This window comes from Methanosphaera sp. BMS (assembly GCF_003268005.1).
Taxonomy (GTDB): domain Archaea; phylum Methanobacteriota; class Methanobacteria; order Methanobacteriales; family Methanobacteriaceae; genus Methanosphaera.
Map to the genome: position 1 here is coordinate 1014909 of NZ_CP014213.1, position 22567 is coordinate 1037475.

9 protein-coding genes are annotated in these 22567 nt (G+C 35.9%); 1 reads left to right on the forward strand and 8 read right to left on the reverse strand.

What is annotated here, in order from left to right:
- Nucleotides 1–85: 85 nt before the first annotated feature.
- From AW729_RS03665 to AW729_RS03685, 5 genes are all read right to left on the reverse strand, one after another.
- On the reverse strand, nucleotides 86–1117 hold the full coding sequence (locus AW729_RS03665) for a homoserine dehydrogenase (protein WP_112123830.1): 1032 nt from the start codon (nucleotides 1115–1117) through the stop codon (nucleotides 86–88).
- Nucleotides 1118–1127: 10 nt separating this feature from the next.
- Entirely contained in the window at nucleotides 1128–1619 is a 492-nt protein-coding gene (locus tag AW729_RS03670) for a hypothetical protein (RefSeq protein WP_112123831.1), read from the reverse strand.
- Nucleotides 1616–1831 (reverse strand): Asp-tRNA(Asn) amidotransferase subunit GatC, encoded by a 216-nt coding sequence (gene gatC / locus AW729_RS03675; protein ID WP_112123832.1) that lies wholly within the window; start codon nucleotides 1829–1831, stop codon nucleotides 1616–1618. Before gatC ends, AW729_RS03670 begins: the two co-directional genes overlap by 4 nt.
- Nucleotides 1832–2223: 392 nt before the next feature.
- Nucleotides 2224–9693, reverse strand: coding sequence for an Ig-like domain-containing protein (locus AW729_RS03680; protein ID WP_112123833.1), 7470 nt, complete (start codon nucleotides 9691–9693; stop codon nucleotides 2224–2226).
- Between the two features lie 695 nt (nucleotides 9694–10388).
- Nucleotides 10389–11672 (reverse strand): hypothetical protein, encoded by a 1284-nt coding sequence (locus AW729_RS03685; protein WP_112123834.1) that lies wholly within the window; start codon nucleotides 11670–11672, stop codon nucleotides 10389–10391.
- Nucleotides 11673–12064: 392 nt separating this feature from the next.
- Between AW729_RS03685 and AW729_RS03690 the strand changes: the two genes are divergently transcribed.
- Nucleotides 12065–13447, forward strand: coding sequence for a transposase (locus AW729_RS03690; protein ID WP_112123835.1), 1383 nt, complete (start codon nucleotides 12065–12067; stop codon nucleotides 13445–13447).
- A gap of 360 nt (nucleotides 13448–13807) precedes the next feature.
- On the opposite strand, the gene AW729_RS03695 is transcribed toward AW729_RS03690, so the two are convergent.
- The 3 genes from AW729_RS03695 to AW729_RS03705 all read right to left on the reverse strand — a co-directional run bounded on the left by AW729_RS03695 (nucleotide 13808) and on the right by AW729_RS03705 (nucleotide 22553).
- A complete protein-coding gene (locus AW729_RS03695) occupies nucleotides 13808–15250 on the reverse strand; it encodes an asparagine synthetase B (protein WP_112123836.1) in 1443 nt (480 codons plus the stop codon).
- An 87-nt stretch (nucleotides 15251–15337) separates the two neighbouring features.
- Nucleotides 15338–15613, reverse strand: a complete 276-nt coding sequence (locus AW729_RS03700; protein WP_112123837.1) for a DUF5379 family protein — start codon at nucleotides 15611–15613, stop codon at nucleotides 15338–15340.
- A gap of 295 nt (nucleotides 15614–15908) precedes the next feature.
- On the reverse strand, nucleotides 15909–22553 hold the full coding sequence (locus AW729_RS03705; protein WP_112123838.1) for a glycosyltransferase: 6645 nt from the start codon (nucleotides 22551–22553) through the stop codon (nucleotides 15909–15911).
- Between the last annotated feature and the right edge of the window lie 14 nt (nucleotides 22554–22567).

Consider the following 22567-nt stretch of genomic DNA (forward strand, 5'->3'; position numbering starts at 1 on the left):
TTGAATTGTTTTTATTAGAAATAGATTGTTATTATTTAAAAAGTTTTTTTGGGGTAAAAAAAGAATTAGAAGCAGAATATACTACTTAGTTAGTATTATTCTTACCTATACTGATTATGTCACTGAGAATTGCGGATGCCGTTTCTATTGAACCTGCTCCAATACCTACAACGGTTACGTCCTCGGATAAATCAGTCTTAAGAGTTATTACATTTAATGTTCCGTTTACTGCAAATGGGGAAGTTTTCTTAACAAGCATTGGTGCTACGGTTAGTTTACCGTCCACTGCTTCTGCCACTAATTTTATCAGGTAACCGTCCTTCTTAGCAAGCTGTACCGCATTTGAAGTAATGTTGGATATTCCCTGACGGTTAACGTCTTTAAGTGTCACGTCCCAGCCCATAAGTGAGTTTGCTATGATAACTATTTTACAGGCCGCATCTAATCCTTCTACATCCTGGTATGGATTTGTCTCGGCTATACCTAACTCTTGTGCTTCCTTGAGTGTTGGTTCATAGTCTGTTTGTTCATTGGCCATACGTGATAGGATATAATTTGTTGTACCGTTTAATATACCTTGTACTTCATGGATATTATTTCCTGCAAGTGATTCACGTGCAAGGTTGATAACAGGCATTGTTCCACCAACGGATGCTTCAAACCGGAATTTGACCTTATTTTCACGTGCTGTTTCTATTAATGTTTTGAAGTTTAATGCCAATGGTCCCTTATTTGATGTTACCACATCTTTCTTATCGTTCATGGCCTTTAGAATGTGTGATTGGGTAGGTTCTCCGTCCTCGATGTTTGTTGGTGTTGCCTCTACAAGACAGTCATATTCTGCCTTATCAAGTACTTCTATTCCATCAACGCCTTCTACACCATATTCTGGGTAATCCTTTATTTTTCCGGTATCTTCTTTTGTATCCAGTGCCAGTTGTAAGTCAAGTCCATCTGCATTAATTGCTGCACCAGATCTATCTGAGATTGCAGTTATAGATAAGTCCAAGTTATATTTGTCAATAAGTTCATCATGTTTCATGATTAATACTTTTGCAAGTCCTTGACCTACTGCTCCAAATCCAAGAAGACATAATCTCATTTTATTTACAGTCATATTTACTCCTCTAGATTTCTTTTATTAATATTAGGTTGTTTTTATCAGAAATTTCTTGTATGTAACGTAATGTTTCCAGTTTTCTATGATTTCTTGTCTCTACTACCAGTTTACATACTGATTCTTGCAAATCATTTCCAATGTTTAAGTCAACACTTACAATTTTAACGTCCTTGATATCATCAATACTGTGAATTGTATCCATGATGTCCCCTGTTGTAATATCACCTAACAGTAGGAATGTCTGTGTTTCCTTCTGCAATACACCATCAATTTCTACAATGTCTATGTTACTTTCATCCCTTATTATGTCTAATCCTTTTTTCAGTACTTCACGACTACCGTCTAATGTGAAATGTACTGGTATTTTACCATCAGCGGTGGCGTTATCATGTTCATGGATGATTGTTGATACGTTAGCACCCAGTGATGATAATGGTTTGAGGATATTGAGCAATTGACCAGGAGTATCTGGTAATTCTATTAATAGTTTTAATCTCATTTTGTCCATTTCCCTTTTTCAGCTACAACGCTGTTGTTTTTATCTACATGTGCATTTCTAAGTATTTTATCAGGATGTGATTGCTCGTTTACATCCTCTCTTGTTCTGTTTAAGTTATCAACTATGTATTGTGTTTCTTCTAAATCTGGAATTTCATCTAATACTTTTGAAAACTTGTTTAATATATTTTCTGCTTCTTTTTCTATTTCCATGCATAATAACTCCATATATTTTTATGATAATAAATAAATCAATTATCTAGTAATATAATATATTATGTTTTATCTAATTTAAATAAATTTGTCTTTTTGGTTGTTTTTTATGGTACTGTTTTTAAACTGATGACCATAAGGTGGTTATAAATATTTTTTAATCAAAAAAAATGAGTGTATATACCATTATATTATTATATGATTACTATTAGTTATAATATATATAATAAAAAGTATGTATGTATACGCTTATTTTGAATGTATTACATATTTACACCTGTAAAGATTGATTTAGATTTCAATTGCTTTTGTAAAGGTTTAAGAGAATAATTTTCTTTACGATATCCGTGAATATATAAAAAAGTAGAAGAAAAAGAAAAAACTGGAAAGTATTATATTCCAAGCAATATCGTGTTTAACCTGCTTGAAAGGTACTTGCCGTTTTCACCGGCTATGATGCATACCTGATGCAGTCCTTTAGTAATGTTTAAAGGTACCTTGAAGTTTATCCTGCCATTAGTATTGTTTAAACTGTAACTTTTGCCGTCAATCTTTATTACAACGGTTGTCTGTCTGTTTATTAACTGGTTGTTGTCATCGAGTATTTGTGCCTTAATGTATGCGGTGGCCTTATTGGTAAATACCGGTTCGGCTGTTATATGAGTGTTTAACTTGTTGGTTGTCAGGACAGTTGTAAGCTCCATTCGTCCATATTTTTTAGATGAATATACGGCCGTAAGGTTATGAGCCCTAGAGGCAAGAGTATCCGGGATTTTATAGTCAAGCACTCCAAGACCTTCCCTGATGTTTACCATGACTGTGCTGTTATTTTCATCCTTAAGGGACATTCCATTTAACTTAAATACAAGTTGTCCACCTGTAATGTCCACGACATCCTCCGATAGGTGTGCTACCAGCTTAAGCCTGTCACCCACCTTAACTGCAGACGAACCGGTAAGTATGCTCAGTATCTTACCTGTCTTGGTATCGCCACTTTTAAGTACCTCCTTAGCATTCAAGGTATTGTTGATGTAATTTGTCTTTATGATTTTATCGGATTTCACCAGTAATGTTTTAACGCTAGATGCCAGGTATTTACCGTTTTCTCCACTAATTATTGTCATGTTGTAATAGCCGTCTTTTAGTGTCTGATTTATTGTATAGTTTATCGTACCGTTTGTTGTATTGAATGTGTAGCTTTTACCGTTTATCTTTATACACATAGTGGTTTGTTTGTTTAATGCATGGTTGTTCTGGTCTACAACCTGAGCTGTTAGCCTGATGATATCACTGCTTGTGTATAGGGGATTTACATCGATATGTGTAGTGTATTTGACTATCGTCATAGGCGTTGACAGCTCAACCCTCTGATAATCCCTTGAAGAGTATACAGCCGTCAGGTTATGAACCCGGGCTCCTAGTGAATCGGGGATTTTATACTCCATTATTGCCAGTCCATTCTTAATGGCCACTATTACCGGATTGTCCTCAGCGTCTTTAAGTGACAGGCCATTGAGTTTGAATACGAGTTGTCCTCCATTGATATCTAGATTGTTATCCGTTATGTGAGCTACAAGTTTTACAGTGCCTCCAGGTTTTGTATTGAATGATCCCGTGAGCAACTGTACGTCCAGTTTATATGTCCTGTTCAAGGAGAGATTACTTGTGGATGCCATATATGATGTGTTTCCATCATAGTTTGCAGTTATTGTGACGTTTTTATCATCTTTATTCACCAGATACTCCAATGTTACAACACCCTTTTTATCGCTTGTTAATGTATATTTTTTGTTGTTTACATTTGCAGTTATCCTTTGAGCGTTAACGGGATTTTTATTAGCATCGGTTAAGGTGAACGTTAATTTTATATTTTCATTAACTCTTGGAGCATTGTTGTTTGATTTGACTACCAGTTTTGTAGTTATCTTATTGACATTTAATGATGCTGTCTTATTTACCGTATAGTTATCGGTTGTCGTGTAAGTTGCTGTAATATTTACCTTGTTTGCATTTAGCGGCGTGCATGCTATGCTTGCTACTCCGTTTTTGAATGTGATGTTCTGTTTCTTGTTGTTTACTTTGACTTCCAGACTACCTTTGTTTATAGTTGAATTGTTCTGGTTTGTTAATTTAACAGTAATATTGGATGGTGTAAATACAGTTAAACTTCCGGTTATATTAATATTTACCTTGTTTACAGTAACGGTTGTCCTAGCCGTTGCCTGCTTATACGTACTTGAATCGGAGTAAACTGCCGTAATGTTATATATGCCAACACTTGGATAAGATACATTGACTGATGCCTGACCGTCAACTACCCTGACACTACCCCAAAGTTTACCGGATGAATCACTAAATGACACCAACCCATCCCTCACAGCTTTACCCAAAACATCCCTAACGGATGCAGTCAAAACCACCTTCTGATTAACCAAGATGTTCTTAGATGATACCGACATTTTAGCGGCAATCATAGAAACCTTCAACGTAGCAGTCCTACTGACAGAATAGTTATCCGTAGTGGTATAAACCGCGGTGACATTTACACTATCCATACTCTGTGGTGTATAGCTAAATGTCGCTACACCTTTATTGAATGTGATGTTCTGTTTCTTGTTATTAACTTTGACTTCAAGGCTACCCTTACTTACAGCCGAGTTATTTTGGTTGGTAATCTTAATCGTTATATTTGATGGAGTAAATACCGTTAAACTTCCGGTTATATTAATATTTACCTTGTTTACAGTAACCGTTGACTTAGCCGTTGACTGCTTATACGTACTTGAATCGGAGTAAACTGCCGTAACATTATATATGCCGACACTTGGATAAGATACATTGACGGATGCCTGACCGTCAACTACCCTGACACTACCCCAAAGTTTACCGGATGAATCACTAAATGACACCAAACCATCCCTCACAGCTTTACCCAAAACATCCCTAACGGATGCAGTCAAAGCCACCTTCTGATTAACCAACACAGTCCTAGATGATAAGGAAGACATAGTGGCAATCATTGAAACATTTAATGTGACAGTATTTCTAACACAATAGTTTTCCGTAGTTGTATAAACCGCGGTGACATTTACACCATCCATACTCTGTGGTGTATAGCTAAGTGTGGCCACTCCGTTTTTGATTGTTGCATTCTGAAGTTTATTGTTAACAGATACTTTAATTGTTCCGGAAGTTACAGTGGCGTTATTCTGGTTGGTAATCCTTACCGTTATATTGCCAGGAGTAAATACGGTTAAGTTACCATTTATGTCAATATTTACATTATCCACAGTGACCGTTGTATTTGCACTTGATTCTTTGTACTCGTTTGAATTTGAATATACCCCGGTAATGTTATAAATGCCGACACTTGAATAACTTACGTTAACCGATGATTGACCGGAGGATACGTTGCAGATAGCTAATATTGTACCGTTATCATTTGTAAATGTCACACTTCCATCCTTAACCATATTACCCATAATGTCCTTTACGGTTGCAGTGACAGTTACCTCCTGGTTTACTAATGCAGTCCTTGAGGTTAAGGTTATCCTGGTATCTATCATGGATACCTCGAGCGTTGTGCTGTTGCTTCTCTGTAGCTTATTAGGACTCGTGTATACTGCAACAACACTTACATCATCCATTGTCTGAGGAGTATAAGCAAATGTTGCCTTTCCACCTTCAAGTATAACATCATTATCCATATTGTTTACCGTTAACATGATGCTTCCATAGTTTATGGAATTTCCGTTCAAATCCGTTACCCTTACTATGATATCGCTTGGCTTATATATTGTCAGATTTCCACTTATTATTACTATACTGTTTAATATATTGTTGTCATGTACGCTGGTTGTTGATTCTGTAACCCTTACGGATGCATCACCCTGCTGTTTGTTAGCATATAATCCATTATTTGTCACGTTTGCATTGATGGAATTGGCTACCTCCACCGTATATTCACTGGTAACATTGATGTAATTGTTATCCACCAGTACATCACGTGAACTATCTATCAATAGTCCTTCACCTATATTGGAGGTAAACTCCGAATTTGTTATATTGGCATTTGTAGCGTTGACAAATGTCAGTATGCTTGCATTGTCTGTTGATTTTATCTCTACGGTTATGTTATTTATGATTATGCCTGTTATATCGGATAGGTTTATGGCCGTTATATTTGATCCTTCAAGCATATAGAGTGAGTTTTCAATCGTTATATCCTGTACTTTATCCGCATCTATGGCTTTTATATTATTTGTGTTTATATTTGCTTCAATACCAGAGAGTGTTATGTTACCGGTTTTATCCGGAGCTGTTTGAGTAATGTAGGCAGCATAGGATAAGTCAGTAGCGTTAATTGTTATTTTACCCGATATCTCCGTATTTATTGAGTCTGATATGTAAATTGGATAAGCGGTATTTGTTGAACTTATGCTAATGCTGATATTTGATGCACTCGTATTTGTAGTTTTATTCAGAATCAATCCATAGGCCTTGTCAGCACCGGCCACGTCAATGTGGGTATCTTTTATGAGAGTATTTGCTATGTTTTTTCCCGATTTTTCTGACTCTACGACTATGGCATATATTGATAAAGGATCAATTTGATTGTTAGTGCTTTTTACTGTTATGTTAACATCATTTACTGTGTTATTGTCATCTGATATGAGTATTGTCCTTGTTTGCGTGTTGGTATTTACATCTATTTGTGTATTGACTATTAAGTTATCCTTGGACTCGAGGATGATTGTTTCGGAGGGAACGTTGACATTTTTAATCTTTAATCCGTAAAGCAATACATGTGCCTTTGATTTGACGTCTATTGTAGAATTGTATAATGTGAAGCCTCTAAGGTTATTGAAGATTACATTGGCATCATTGAATATGAAATTCTTATTTTTGACATTGCCTGCAAGCATTAGAGATATGTTGTTCCGGATTACGTCACTTTTTGCTGTTCCATCAGGATTGAATAGGTTTGCATAGTTGCTGTCCGTTAATTCAAATGTTACCAGGCTGACATTTATCTTATTTAGAAGTACGTTAGCCTTAGCCTTTATTGTTATTGTACTATTCGTAAATGTGTAGTTTTTCGGATTTGTAAAGTTAAGGGTTCCATTGTCAAATATGAATCCTTTGTTATGAATGTTACCCACTACAACTAGCGTTATGTTGTCATGAATCATGTCAAGTTTAAATATGGAATTATCGTCGAATAATCTGTCATAATTAGCATCGGTTAATTCATAGATAATCCTGTCGACTTTGATTTTATTTAATGATACCGTGCTATTTGCCTTGACCTCTACCGTTGAATTGGTAAATGTATAACCCCTTGGATTGGTAAAGTTAACCCTTCCATTAACAAATGTGAAATTCCTGTTATGAATATTACCCGCAACAACAAAGGTAACGTTATCACCAACAGTATCCACCCCAACCGTAGCATCAGCATTAAACAACCTACCATAACTACCATCGGTAACCTCATAAATTATCCTATTTACTTTTATGTTATCTAAGGACACATTGGCATTGGATTTAATCTCCACAATGGAATTTGTAAATGAATAATTCCTTGGATTGGTAAAGTTAACCGTCCCATTAACAAATGTGAAATTCCTGTTATGAATATTACCCGCAACAACAAAGGTAACGTTATCACCAACAGTATCCACCATAGGCGTAGCATCAACATTAAACAACCTACCATAACTGCCATCAGTTACCTCATAGATTATCCTATTTACTTTTATGTTATCTAAGGACACATTGGCATTGGATTTAATCTCCACAGTGGAATTTGTAAATGAATAATTCCTTGGATTGGTAAAGTTAACCCTTCCATTAACAAATGTGAAATTCCTGTTATGAATATTACCCGCAACAACAAAGGTAACGTTATCACCAACAGTATCCACCTTAGGCGTAGCATCAGCATTAAACAACCTACCATAACTGCCATCGGTAACTTCATAGAGTATCCTATCCACCTTGATTTTATTTAATGATACCGTGGCATTGGCTTTGATTTCTACTGTGCTACCGGTCAGGTTATATCCCTTTGGATTTGTGAAGTTTACCTGTCCGTCGGTGAATATGAACTTCTTATTCTTTATATTGCCAGTTACTTCCAGTGTAATGTTATCGGGCAGGTAGCTTTTTAATGTTCCGTCGTTATTGAAGAATCGCTGGTAGTTTGATTCGTTTAATTTGAAGACTTTCATGTCATTGTTTATGATGTAGTCCTCATAGAAGGGGTAAATGTATATGCTATCGTTTCCGGTCAGATTATTTGTCATCAGATAGTTATCTGATATGTTAAGTCCCCTTACCTTTTTGTCCACTGTTATCGTGTAGTTTTCATCGTTTATTATGCTGTTGTTGTATATTGAGACGTTGTTGTTGAGGCTGTTTTTTCCGGAAATTATTATCTGCCTGCCGATTGTGTTGTTTGTTATCGTGATGTTCTTTGATCCGTTGAGAAGTATGTATCCTCCTATATTATTGTTTCGTACGGCCATGTTTATTGGAACTTCCGCGACGCTTGGACCCTTTATGGTCAGATTGCCTGTTATGTTACAGTTTTCTATGGTGATGTTGTCCCTTTCGGTGGTTACCATTACATTCTCGACTTTGGTGTTTGAGAGAGTTAGGTTGTGATAGACAAGTTTTATGTTGGTAAATGTGTTGTTTTCGACTATGCTTCGTGTACCCATCGTGAAGTTTCCGGTTACCGTATTGTTTATTACCGTTGAACCGTTTGGCATGAAGAAGTTTGATCCGTTTAAGGTATTGTTGGCTATGAGTGTATTCATGTCATAGTCAAATGAATATGCCTGTACGTTTATTCCACTACCGTTGTAGTTCAGGACTGTGTTGTTTATGATTCTGTTGTTTGTACCGCTTAGACATATTGCATAGCACATTGGCTGTGCATATCCCGGCCCTATGAGAAGATTGTTTTCAAATGTATTGTTTACGTTTATTAGTGTGTAGTCAAGCTGTCCAGCGTCGTTATAGGGCATTCTTTCTTCCACGTTGAATGTGGTTAGGTAAAATAGATTACCTACCTCTCCTATTCCGGTAATCTTATTGTAGCGTATTGTACAGTTGTTTGCCCATGCCAGTACCAGTGTACATCCACCCCACTGATCCTTTGTGGAGAATGTACTGTTTTCTACCGTGACAAAGCTTGAGTTGTCCCTTATTGAGGTTTGTCCTACTCCACGGCCTACTGTACTTTCCTCTACTATGGCTGTGATGTTGTTGAATATGATGTGATGTGATCCCTTGACGAATATCTGTGAATTATAGAAGTGAATATCACTTACATTTGTGTATGCTCCACTTTTTGTTATTGTGAATGCCGCTACATCATCACCCCCGAACCAGTCCTCGGCGGTCGTGTTAAGGTAGATATATGCATCCTTTGTAGTGGATGTTATGTTTACCGCCTTGTTGATAAACATGGAGTAGTTTCCCATGAATTTTCCCTGAAAATCCAATACATCACCATCCGATACTCTATCGTTAAGGTATTGATTTGTAAAGTAAGTGTAATATGTCTGATTGTTGATTACTATTCTTTTTGAAGTTTTTAAATTCCCGTCTTCTTTTTTAAGCTTGGAATTTGAAGTATCATCAATACCCGTATTATCATATGAATGTGTGTTGTCACTTGTTTTTTCTGCTAGCGTTTGACTAGTCACACAATCTTTTATTGATGAATCTATTGACGTGTCCATGGCATTATCAGCACCATCGTCAACATTGTCCTCGGCCGATACGACTGATAATCCGAGGATGAATATCATGGATATTAACGTGAACAATACTAGTTTACTGTTTGACATCACATAACCCCCTAACTTATTATAGAATAAACATCTTTTTATTAATGTTTGTTAATCATTATATACTATATATGGTTTTAAAAATATTAATAATATTATATTGACCGATTGAAAAAAAGCTTTAATCATTTATAAAGTTGAAAAAAAGAGTAAGAGAAGTAAAATATCAAGTGGAGGTTATAAAAGGGTATGATTGTATTCATCATATACCTAGTTGAGTCGTATCCCCTGATAGGCATACGACTTGTTTTACTTTAATCATGAAAATTTGCCTATTGTATGGATGAAATCCTCTTTACATTATGGGTATTTGTATCCGAAACTCATTTCATCATCAACAACTGTACGGCTGACTTTGATGTTAATTCCGGGTGCAATTATTATTTTCATAATCTTCTATTAAATAGGCAGTATAAACTCTTGATTTATCAATATTATTGACCTATAAGTCAATTTTCCATAATCATATTTTTGTTCAATACTAGCCGGTGGGTCGGGAGTATACAAAAATAGAGTTTGATGAGAATGGGATTATATGATAAAAATAGGCCATGTTATAGATTAAAAGCTAAAATGATTAAATTATGATGAGTATATTATGAGTAGAAGTTTAAAATAAAAGATTTTTAAAAAAAAGGAATGTTAAAAAGAAAAAAATAGTTTGATGAATTATTGATTTATGTTAATTCACTGCTTTAAACGACAACACCCTTTTTATTTCCACTATCAGAAGCTGGTTTGTTGCTTACAACATTATCATCTGATGGTTCATTAGCTGTGGTATCATCTTGGGTATCATCATCTGATGCTTGACTGTCATCTGCATCGGCAGTGGAATTTTTATCATCGGTTGAATTTGTATTATCATCATCGGTCAGGTCTTGGCCTATTATGCTGTCTAATCCAAACCATGAAAGTGTTCCGTCAGGGTTTTGTTTTAACTCTGATGTATCAATTCCTTCATCATTTAACTTTTGAACCAATTGATCAAAGGTTATTTCACCACTAAAGTACTTGTTTAATAAGTCCCTTATTATACCGATTTTATTTGAATCAAATGAGAAGTCCTTTTCTTCTTTGAATATTTTTTGTGTTCTGAAATTGGATATTTTTGAATGTGAACTGCTTGATGATTGTTGACCATTGCCACCATTTACTATTTTGTTTATGGTATCAGGTATACTTGTAATTGCTGATACTACATCTATTTCCTCATCATCCCCATCGTTATCATCCAATAGTTGAACGAAATTAAAGAATGTTTCCAAATCTTCATCACTTAATTTGTTTAGTTCCTGATACAAGTCCAATATTGTGTAATTTTCATGATGTTCCAGAATATTGAGAATGTTATCAAATTTTCCATCATTGAAGTAATTTAATATGTCTGTGAAGTTTTCAGCGTTTTCAACATTCAAGTCGCTGATATCATCCATTATATCAAGTGTTTTTTGTGATCTATCTATTTCAGCATCTGATCGATATTCATCGTGACAGAATTCAAATATATCTGATAAAACATCATAATCCTCATCACTTAGCTTGTCAAGTGCTTGGCTTAATTCATCAAGTGAAACATTATCATTTGTGAGAATATTTAATATTTCATCGTATTGACCATTTGAATTGGCCTGAGTAATATCATCAACGAATTTATAGTATTCTGCAGGATTTAAATCTGATACTCCAGTTGATACTACTTTGGTACTTTCAGCCCTTTCTTCAGGGGTCATTGTAGTATTATTAGCACTTTGATTTTCCGTCGTGTTTTCATCCGTCAGGTTATCCTCTGAAGCCGTTACTTCCGGTGTTTGTTCAGATTCACTTGTCGGTGCATCTGTTGATTGATCTTGTGATGTTGTCTGTGAATCATCACTTGTTGTTTGTACGTTATCACCTGTTTGATTAGCTGCTACGCTACCAAATGATACGCTTAACATTACAAATATCAAAAATATTGATAGTAATTTCTTGTTCATTATATCCTCCTTATATATCATTGATGTTAAATATATTAGTTAAAGTATCTAACGATATGTATTTTATTTTTAAGAGTATGAGTGTTGGCATAAATTATGTTTTTTCACTCTTAAGTAATACTTTTATAAACTTACTATTTATTAGTATCTGTTTTAGTTAATAATTTAAAATAATTATATTATTATTACTTATCATGACCCCCTTTGAATACTTATCAGATGCTCGCATTTTATTTATATAGTATCTATGAATAATATAATAATATAATCATGTAATATGTTATATCTTTATAATGGGGGACTGTTATGAATGTTTATTGGGGAACATTTTGTTAGATATTATGTGATTATGTTTATTCAGTGATTATAGGGGAGGTGAACTAAGAGAGATTATGTCTGATGATTGTGTTTTATTAACTCAAAGTGTTCTTATTCGTGGTCTTACCATGAAACAATATAATGTTTTGGTGGATATTTCCTTGAAACTTAACTATTTGAGAAATTGTGCTGTGGAAAAGACTCCATTTGTTAAATCTACTGATAAAAAGCATTTTAAGAAAATAAATTTTAAATCAATAATTAGCAAGGTCAAAGAGGAATTTAAGATGGAATATTCTTTTATTCAGGCTCAGTTAGCTAATGCTGCTATAAAAAAGCATGTTGAATCATTCAATAGCTATGTTGAGTTGAAAAATAAAAAAATTGATGGTGAATATGATCAAAAGGTTAATCCGCCTAAAAAACATAAGAATTATCGATTACATAACATTATAATTCCGAAAGAATCTATTACTTCTTCTAAAAAGAAGCTAAGGGAGGGTTTTATAGAATTACCATTAAGTAGAAATTATAAGAAACTTTTGGAATCAAAGAATTGTAGACCTAGAATAAAAATTCCTGAGAACATACGAGATAAAAAGATTATTCAAGTGGAAATCATTCCTATAAATAATGGAAAGATGTTTAAGGCAAATTTCACTTATGAAGCTGAAAAAGAGCCACTGGATTTGGATAAGGATAAAATTATGGGTATTGATCCGGGTGTAAATAATTTTGCAACAATTGTTACAACCGAAGGGCCTCCATGTATCGTGGACGGGAGAAAATTAAAAAATCAAATATACTTCAAATGTAAGAAAACAGCACACTACCAATCAATACTTAATAAACAAGGACGTAAAACATCCAATAGAATCCGAAAAATAAACCAAAAATTCAAAAACATACAAGACAACTTCCTCAACCAAACAGTAAACTTCATCATAAAAAAATGCAAAGAACAAGATGTAGGTACAATTGTGCTTGGATACAACAATAATTTCCAGCACAAGACCAATATGGGAAAAAAACAAAACCAAATATTTTCACACATAGCATTCAAACAATTCAAACAAAAACTAGAAACACGATGCCAAATACACGAAATAGACCTGATAATACAGGAAGAATCATACACAAGCCTAAGCAGCTTCCTAGATGAAGATATACTACCAGAATACCAAGAAAAAAAAGACGCTAAAAATAAGGGGGATAAAAAGAAGAAGGATAAAAAGAAGAAGGATAAAAAGAAGGAAGATAAAAAGAAGGAAGATAAAGTTAAATATGAATTTAAGGGCAATAGAACAAAACGTGGATTATACGAAACACAAAATGGAAAAATTATTAACGCAGATGTAAACGCTGCAGCCAATATTATAAGAAAATGTAAGCATAGGTTCAATTTTGAGCTATTGTGTAAGTGGGTCCAGACTACTCCAAGTAAAATCAAATTATAACCAAGACATCCAGATATATAATAGGTGCGGTATAAAAAAAAATGTTTATCCCTTATTGTCCATTATTGTTATTATCACATGTTTGTCGTTATTTGATTTGAACAAAGGCAAAAGAGAGTATTCCATGCAGTATGATTATTTCTGGGTTTTAAATCTTTTATAATAAAAGAAAGAAAGGTTGTACTGTTTATTGTTTACTTGCTTTAAGGTGAAAAAATGGTTGTATTATAAAATATATGTTTATGGAAGTTTTTTTTCTTCTTGACTTATATGAGTAATACTTTTTTTTTGTTTTAAAATACTTTTGGCCAAGTCTCGAGTATTTAATTGTTACATATAAATGTTATCTTTTTAGAATAATCAATAGTTTGGGTTATCCAATATTTTCCGATACTTTTCTTGTTTTAATAGTTTTTTTCTGATAATCTTATCTATTCCCGTTCCGTATTGGGCGGCCTTTTTAGGTCTGTATGCGATTGTTTCGGGTACTCCCAATTCATAGGCCACATCCCTCAGTATGTGTTTTCTTATGGAATCCTCTGGTGAATCGATGAGGTATTTGACGGGTACCCGGCAGGCTACATCAACTACATCCTTATCTAGAAACGGTACTCTTAGCTCCATTGAGTTTGACATGACAACCTTGTCATCACGCTCAAGGTTTACCAGGTACATATTGTTTAAGTCTGATGACAGTTCATCCAGCAGTTGTTGGGGTGTGTTTATCTTATTTTTGTATCGGTTGTATCCGGCAAAGAGTTCATCTGCTCCCTGACCTGATAGGATTACCTTACATTCATCCATGCTTGCAAGGTTACTTGCCATTTTAATTGCCATACCGACTCCCAATTTCATAAGATTATTGTCTTCAATAGAATTTAATGTAGGCTCAAAGTAATATTCAACATCTTCTTTGGTTATTATATTATACTTCAAGGGAATATCTATATCACATGCCACTTTTTTAGCAAATTCCAAATCCTGGCTATTGGCAGTACCTATGGTATATGCAGTAAAGTCAACATCCAATTCTTTTAGAATAACAGCTATCAATGTGGAGTCAACACCAGCTGAAAAAAGAAGTGCTAATTTATCCAAGTTTCTGGACCTTTTGTCTACGGCAGTTACCAATGCATCCCTTAATTTACATTTGATTTCATCAATATCCGTCAGGCTCTCACATCTTGTGTATTCATCGGCAACATCAATCAATTGACCGTTATATATCGCTTGTCTCGGATTTAATGAAGTGACTTCTGATTTGTCTTTGAATGCCTTCTTTTCGGATGCACATATGAATTTATCCAATCTGTTGGAGTAGTATACGGGTTTTACGCCCATCCTGTCACGGACAATCAAATAATCATTATGGTCATATACACAAAAAGCATAATCCCCATCCAATTCACCCAATGCTTTAAAAACAGCATCTTTTAGATTATCAACATAATGATACTCTATTATCTTTAATATTATCTCACAATCAGAATCCGTATCGAGATTATACTTGTCCATCAACTCTTGGGAGTTATATATCTCGGCATTGGCAACAAGCACGAGATTAGATGAAGATAACGGTTGGGCTATATTATCACCAACAACTGATAACAAGTTATGTGCCAAGATTATATCATCGTTCATCTTTTTACTATTATCATCAAATTGATCCGGTTTTCTATTGTAATAGACATTTCCTTTATAATATACTCCATGAGCATCCGGTCCTCTATGATTTAACTTATCCAACATCCAATATGCATCATCCAATGATGATTTATTATCCAATACAATTATAGAACACATACTCTTGAACCTAAACGAACTTATTTAAAAAAAATAATTTAAGAAAAAAATGGGGGAGATACTTATTAACTTTACTATTTTGTCATTTTATACTACGTAGTTTATTAAAACAATCCATACTACCATACATATAAAGTAAAATGGCACTACACCATTCATAATCCATGAATTTAAACCGATTGTTTCTCTACCATATTTCTTTTCGGCATGTTTACCAAGTAAATATACGAGTACTAAACTGATAATTACACCTATAACTTCATTTGCTATACCAAAATATCCTTTCTGAAATCCAAAACATATAAAACCGGCCAATATTCCACCGACTATATGTTGTACGGACATGATTCCTGCTTCATCCATATTATCTACCGTTGTATTATATTAAAAAAATTTCTTAAACCCTATGTAATTAATATTAATAATATATATTAAAAATATCATTTATATAATTTGTTATATTAGGGTGATTAAAAGAATATCAAAAAAAGAATAAATGTGGAATTTAATGTGCTATTGCTCAAATAATATATCCATATCATCATTGGTTAAAGATTACAAGTAATGAAACAAAAATATCAAAAATAAAAATAAAAGAGATTTTAAGTAAAAAATTAGACATTTTAGGAGTGTTGTAGCACTCCATTATTTCCATTATTTATTTAATCAGTTTTTCATATATGTCCATGTATTCATCGGTCATCTCTTGTGTTGTTTTTATATTTATCCCTGTGATTTCATTTACCCTTTCGGCGTATGCATCTTCGTCGGCTATTATGTCAAGTATGTCCCGGTATGCCCTTTCGGCATCCATGTCTATGAAGAATCCTCCGCCGTGTTCATGTACACGTTCACCCAGTGCTCCAATGTCTATCGTCAGTACCGGTACTCCACATGACCAGCTTTCTGTTAGCGTGTGACAGTACGTTTCGGGCCATATCGAGAGTATTCCAATAAAGTGTGGGTTCACCTCTCGGACTATCTCTTCGAAGTCGCTTCTGTCATAGAAGCCGTGGTATGTTCCATAGTCTTCAAGGTCTTCTGATCCGTAGATACTTCCCATGTAGTGGAATTCAAGCCTGTCATCAACGTCCAACTGTTTTATGCCTTTAATTAGTTCATAGCCTTTACTTCGTCCGATATGTCCCGGAAAGAGTATTCGTACGGGTTCATCATCCTTGAGTGGCATGACTTCTATTTCCGATGGTGTTTGAAGGTCCCTTCCATGTTCTATGAATCTGAAGTCCTTATCCATCAGTTGCGGATACGCCTTTTTGTACATGTCACATACGCACTGTGACGGTGCCTGGAACACATCACACAAATTGAGCATTTCACTTACCTTTTTGTGCCATTTTTGTTTGTATAACTTTAATATTGGCAGGTTTAATCCGGCAGCTACACTGCATTGACCGTTGTTTATTGAGTCCGGGTTATATTCACTGCATATGCCGGCACAGTAGTTTCCATTGTCATCAAGCAGGTTGTGTGATGGGCATATGTAGTAGAAGTCATGGAATGACATTACCACAGGTAATCCCAAGAGTTTTGAAAGCTCCACCAAGTCGAAGCTGCTGTGGATTAAGTGCATCACATGCACTATGTCTATCTTTAGGTTAACCAGTATGTTGAAGTAGATCTTCTTCAATTCATCGATTGTTGTATCCATGGCCGTGTAGGAGTATTCCTTTGGCCATTTTCTTAACAGCTGCAGGTATTTTACGAATTCCTTGTCACCGTCCTTGTGTTCTATGTCATTGTTTCCCAGACTGTTGTATTTGTAGAGTGCTATGTCCTGTTTACCAGTTACTATGAGGTAGGTGTCCATGTTTTTGTCAACGTTTTTCATTATGTCCATGGTGGTGTGGAGTGCTCCTCCTGATCCGTTGTGTATTGCATAGAGTATTCTTTTCCTGTTGGACTCCTTGGTGGTGGAGTTTATTGCATCATCTATGTTGTTTCGTATCTTCCTGAAGTTTGTTGAGGATATGAATTCATTTACGCGTTTTTTGTAGTCGGGGTATTTCATTCGCAGTATCTGTGAGTGCTTTTCTATGAGTTTATCCTTTTTGGTGCTGAAGGATACACTTCTTTTATGGTAAATGTATACTGATGGGTCTATTACATGTTTCCAGCCTTTGCGTAGCAGTCTCATGCAGAAGTCATTTTCTTCTCCGTATCCCATTCCGTATATTTCATCGAAAAATCCCACGTCATTTATGGCCTCTTTCTTGATGTACATGCAGAATCCATTGGCGGTAGGTGTCTGTACTATAGAGTCATCGGATGCCTTTTCAACTATGTTTGCCATGTCGTTTATCGTAAATTGGTCAGGGATGTCGTTTGCCTCGGGCTGTGGTACGGAGAATGCTCCCGCATTGTTTGATACGGCAGTCACCGTTGCTATTTTCTGGTTGGTGTATGCCTTGTATTTTAGTTTCTGCAGCCATTTTGGCGTTACTATGGTATCGCTGTTTAGCAGTACCACGTCATTGGAGGTGTTCATGAATGCCTTGTTAACGTTTTTTACAAATCCCTGGTTGACATCATTATGTATGACTGTGATGTGGGAATAGTCCCTGTATGACTCGAGAAGGTCGTGTATTCTTTCATCGGTTGATGAATCGTTTATTAAAAGCAGTTCATAGTCTATCGTTGTGTTTTCCAGTACGCTTTCTATACATGATTTTGTCTCCTCGTATGCATTGTATATCGGTATGACAACGCTTGTTTTCCTGTGGAATGCTTCACATATGGTGTTTACCTCTTCATTGTCATATTTGAGGTGATACCATGAGTCATATTGTGTGTTGACCTTTCGCATGAAGTATCCATTATTTAAGTGGTCATGTATCTGGAAGTATTCGTTCTTGAATATGTAACTGTCGGTTGCGTCATATGTGAAGTTGTTTTTGTAGCAGGCGTAGTTGAAGCTTAGCTGATCGCGGTAGCTTCCCTCGATTATCTGGCCAAACCAGTCCTCCATCACACCTATCACGTCGGGGTCGTTGTGCTTTCTGAATAGTATTCCCGAACTGATTAATCCGTTATGTTCAGGGTAGCCTTCATCCCTGTATCTGTTTATCTGTGGGATGATATTGTCCATTTCATCCTTTTTGAGCCTGATGCATTCATCTGCCTCATCATAGATACAGTCCCTCTGTGGATGTTTGAATGCCAGTAACTTATTGTTGACAGAGTACTTGTTTATAAAGTCACGTATGTCTCCTATTATCTCGATGTTGGTATCTATCCATAAGGAGTAGTCATAATCGGAGAGGTATTTGTGGGCCAGTATCTTGTACATTCGTGCCGTTTGTGTAGCATTCAGGCCTTCACTTTCTATTGGCCTTATATCCCAGAAGTCTGACTTTAAGAATGGATTGTCGGTAAAGCATATATAGTCAAAGCCCTCTATTCTTTCCTGTGGTATTAACGGCTCGTCATATGTACCTGTTACCGCCGTGTATACCACCATCCGTTTACCTGTGAAGTCTATGTTGGATGATTTTTTGCTTATAAGATTGTCGAATGAGTCTACCGGGTTTAGCAGTTTGTCGCATGCCGGCAGTATAGTGTCTATCGTATGTGTGGATTCGGTTATCTGTTCTATTTCAAGGTATTTTATCATCCTGTTATATATCAATACTTCACTGTTTGATGAGTGATATAATCTGCGTGCATTCTTCAGGTATACTAGGTCTATCTTTAGATTTACGAGTATGTTGAAGTATAGCCTGAAGAACCTGTCGCTGTCATATGAAAAGTCATACTCCCACTGGTTAAATATTGGACTCATCTGTGGGGTATACTTGAATAATCTGATGACGTTATCCCCTACTGCCAATACAATCGTATCATATTTTCTTGACAGTCTAAGAAGCATCAAGTTGTCAATATCCGCCTCGTCATCTATCAGTTCGGTTATGCATAGTATTCTCTGTGAGTTTATGCCCCTTTTGACGTTTTCTGTTATGTCATCAAGTGTCTTTTGCACCTCTAGTGATGATGCAAAGTTATCCCACTTGTCAAATACCTGAGGGTAGCGTTCGAGTATTATTTCTTTGTTTTTGCTTTTTAGTTTGTCTGTGTTTTGCTTCTTGAATGATGCGTGTCTTTTATGATATACAAATACCGATGGATTTCTTATGTTTATCCATCCGTTGGCTGCAGCCCGGCTTGTAAAGTCTGTTTCTTCACCGTAGCCCATGCCGAATATTTCATCGAAGTATCCTATATTCTCGAGTACTTCCCGTTTGATGTACAGGCAGAAGCCGTTACCTGTTGGACTTAGCAGTTTGTCGGTATTTGCCAGCTTGTTTACCTGGTATGAGTAGTCATTTAACACTTCCTGATTGTCATCAAGTCCAAGCTTTTCTATTGACAAGTCGGATGAGTTACTTATGGGAGTTACGGTTGCTATCCTGTCATCAGAGTATGCACTTGTCACCAGCCTGGATAGCCATTTCGGCGTTACCTTGGTATCGCTGTTTAACAGTACAACGTCATTTGATGACTGCTTCATGCCCATGTTCACGTTCTTGACAAATCCCTGGTTGGACTTGTTGTGAATTACCCTGATAAATGATATGTCCTCTAGGCTGTCAAGCAATGTTTCTATTCGTTCATCACTGCTTGCATCGTTTATAAGTATCAGTTCATAGTCCACTTGTGTATTTTCAAGTACGCTCCTGATACATTCCCTGGTTTCTTCATATGCATTGTATATCGGTATTATTATCGATACCTTCCGGTGTAGTGCTTTGATGATTTTCTTTGACTCGAGGATGTCATATTTTGAGTCATAGTTTTTGACGTAATCCTCTTTTGGTATATGGCAGAATCTGCCTTCATGTATTCCATTGTTAAGATAGTGGTATAATGGGTTTATATGGCTGTTTTTTACGTCCCCGTATACCCTTAGGTACTCGTTTGTTGAGAAGTATTTGGATGGATTCTTTCCGTTGTCTGCCCCTATGAGTATGTAGTGTAGTATCGGATCTATATCAAGTGCCTCTACTTCGGGATTTTCCTCCATGTAGTAGTATTCATCGAAGTAATCGGACTCGTAGATTACATCGTACCAGTCACATATATTGGAGTCATATGCTGCCATATCCGATAGTTCTAGTTTTGCTCTCTTGAATGGCCTTTTTTCTTTATGTCCGTTTTGTGTAAAATGTATGACAGGGTCTATGCCATATGTCTTCAGGTCAAGGTTTAATCTGTAGTATTCCTTCTTGTCGAAGTATTTGCTGGTCGGGTAATCCTCATATCTTCCCTTTCTTATGTAGTAGTCTATTGCATCATCATTGTCTGATAGGTTGGGGTTGTGTTCTATGTAGTATATTGGGTCAAAGTACTTTGAATTGGAGAGTATTGAATAGTCTTCAAGGTATTTTTCATCAATAGACTGATAGTTGTCCTCCAGGTTTTCGGCATGAATTGAATCATCACCATTTAGTATGTATTCTACAAGCGGATTGATGTGTGAATCGTTAGGATATCCGTGTCTTGCCATGTATTCTATGCTGTTGAAGTTTTTGTTTGGATTGTTTTTATGTGAATTTTCCATGAAGTGCATGATTGGATCTGTAAATTCATCCAATTCATCTGCATAGATTTCCGTGTAGTAGTTGGCATCAAAGAGTCCTGATTCTTCAATCAAACGATATTCTATGCTTTCGCTTATGTCATCGGTTAATTGTTCATCGATGAGAATGTCCTCCTTGAAGTTGAGTATGTAATGATACAGTGCATTGGTATTTGTAAGTGCGTGCTTTTTCTTGTATTGGACCGTGTCAAATATTTCGGATGGATTGTATCCAAGTGCGTCTCCCGTTGTAAGGTAGTGTTCCAATAGGTCCACATCACCCTTTATATTATACTGTCTTCTATAGTATTCATCATCGAATAACTTTTCCTCACGGATTATGTTATATTCCCTAGTGTCGGATATAACGGCCTCTTCAGGCTGGTCATAGTCCTTTTTGGAGTATTTGTATTCGTTATAGGCCACGTCATAGATGTAGTTGTCCAGCGGATTGTCAAACAAATCATGTGTTGACTGGTAGCTGTTTGAATCGAATTCATCATTCAGGTAGTAATTGTTTTTATAGCCCACTTCAACGTAGTTTAGGATTTCATCATCATAAAATCCCTTATCCTGATGTTTGTTGTACTTTTCATAGTCCAGGAGGCCGTATTGCTTTATGTGGTTGTATGGGTAGCTGTCCTGTATGTCGGGTAGAATGTTTTTATCATATAGGGTGTTTGAATTTGTCCTGTCATCCTCCGATTTTAGTATGTAGTGTATCAATGGTATTTCATCTGTTAATTCATAGTTGTCGCTGTAGTATCTGCTGTCAAACTCAGCGTTTGGATTATAATCCTTTAGGTATCCTATTGAGAGGTAGTGGGTTATTGTATCGGTCATAACGTGGTATTTATCCCTGTAATACTTCCTGTCAAAGAGTCCTGATTCGTCAATTAATGTGTATTCATGGGTATTTGTTATGTCCAGGCCAAACTCTTCGTGTGGTGGCAGCGGAAGCTTACCCTCGTATTGGCCCTTAAGCAGGTAGCTGACAAGTGGGTTTGCGTTGTCATCCAGGAGGTATCTCTGTTTATACCAGTTGGTGTTGAAGTTTTCTGATGGATTGTAGCCTAGGGTTGCTCCTACCAGCAGGTAGTGGCTTATGGCATCCAACTTGTCATCATCCATATACCTGTCGGTGTAGTAGTTGGCATTAAAGAGCTTTGATTGGCTTATCACGTCATAGCCCGGACTTAATCTGATATCACTATCCAGGTTAAAGAGATTTCCATAGGTGATGTTTGTGTCTATTATGTTCTTGATGATATCCAGGTTGGCCAGTACCTGCATGAGGTATTGTTTCTTTAGGGTTAATTCATAGAGTTCTTCATTGTCCGATTGATGAGTTCGGGATATGTCCGTATAGTATTTGTCCATCCGGTCATTTAGTGCCTTTTGGATATGATAATTCCTATTCAATTGCCTATTCTTATTTAGTGTAGCGTCGTATAAACCTTCCATTTTATATGCTTTCTTCTCAAGGATATCCATCCGCCTTGACAGTTCATCACGGTAACGGTTTAGTTGGTTGTTGATTCGCCTTAGGCTGTTTAGCTTCTTATCATTTCTGGCGTTGTCATCTATTAGTTCATTTATGAATCCTTCAAGATTATCAATTACTTCATCATCATATTCTATGGATGAATCATTCAAGCTATCCCGTAGATTGTTTAGATAAGTGTTTAAGCTTATTTTATCATTTTTCATAATCAAAGGCCCCC

What these genes read in the sequence shown, in the direction of transcription:
- AW729_RS03680 (WP_112123833.1), bottom strand. Translation starts at nt 9,693, where the DNA reads ATGTCAAACAGTAAACTAGTATTGTTCACGTTAATATCCATGATATTC.
- gatC (WP_112123832.1), bottom strand. Translation starts at nt 1,831, where the DNA reads ATGGAAATAGAAAAAGAAGCAGAAAATATATTAAACAAGTTTTCAAAA.
- AW729_RS03670 (WP_112123831.1), bottom strand. Translation starts at nt 1,619, where the DNA reads ATGAGATTAAAACTATTAATAGAATTACCAGATACTCCTGGTCAATTG.
- AW729_RS03665 (WP_112123830.1), bottom strand. Translation starts at nt 1,117, where the DNA reads ATGACTGTAAATAAAATGAGATTATGTCTTCTTGGATTTGGAGCAGTA.
- AW729_RS03705 (WP_112123838.1), bottom strand. Translation starts at nt 22,553, where the DNA reads ATGAAAAATGATAAAATAAGCTTAAACACTTATCTAAACAATCTACGG.
- AW729_RS03685 (WP_112123834.1), bottom strand. Translation starts at nt 11,672, where the DNA reads ATGAACAAGAAATTACTATCAATATTTTTGATATTTGTAATGTTAAGC.
- AW729_RS03690 (WP_112123835.1), top strand. Translation starts at nt 12,065, where the DNA reads ATGTCTGATGATTGTGTTTTATTAACTCAAAGTGTTCTTATTCGTGGT.
- AW729_RS03695 (WP_112123836.1), bottom strand. Translation starts at nt 15,250, where the DNA reads ATGTGTTCTATAATTGTATTGGATAATAAATCATCATTGGATGATGCA.
- AW729_RS03700 (WP_112123837.1), bottom strand. Translation starts at nt 15,613, where the DNA reads ATGGATGAAGCAGGAATCATGTCCGTACAACATATAGTCGGTGGAATA.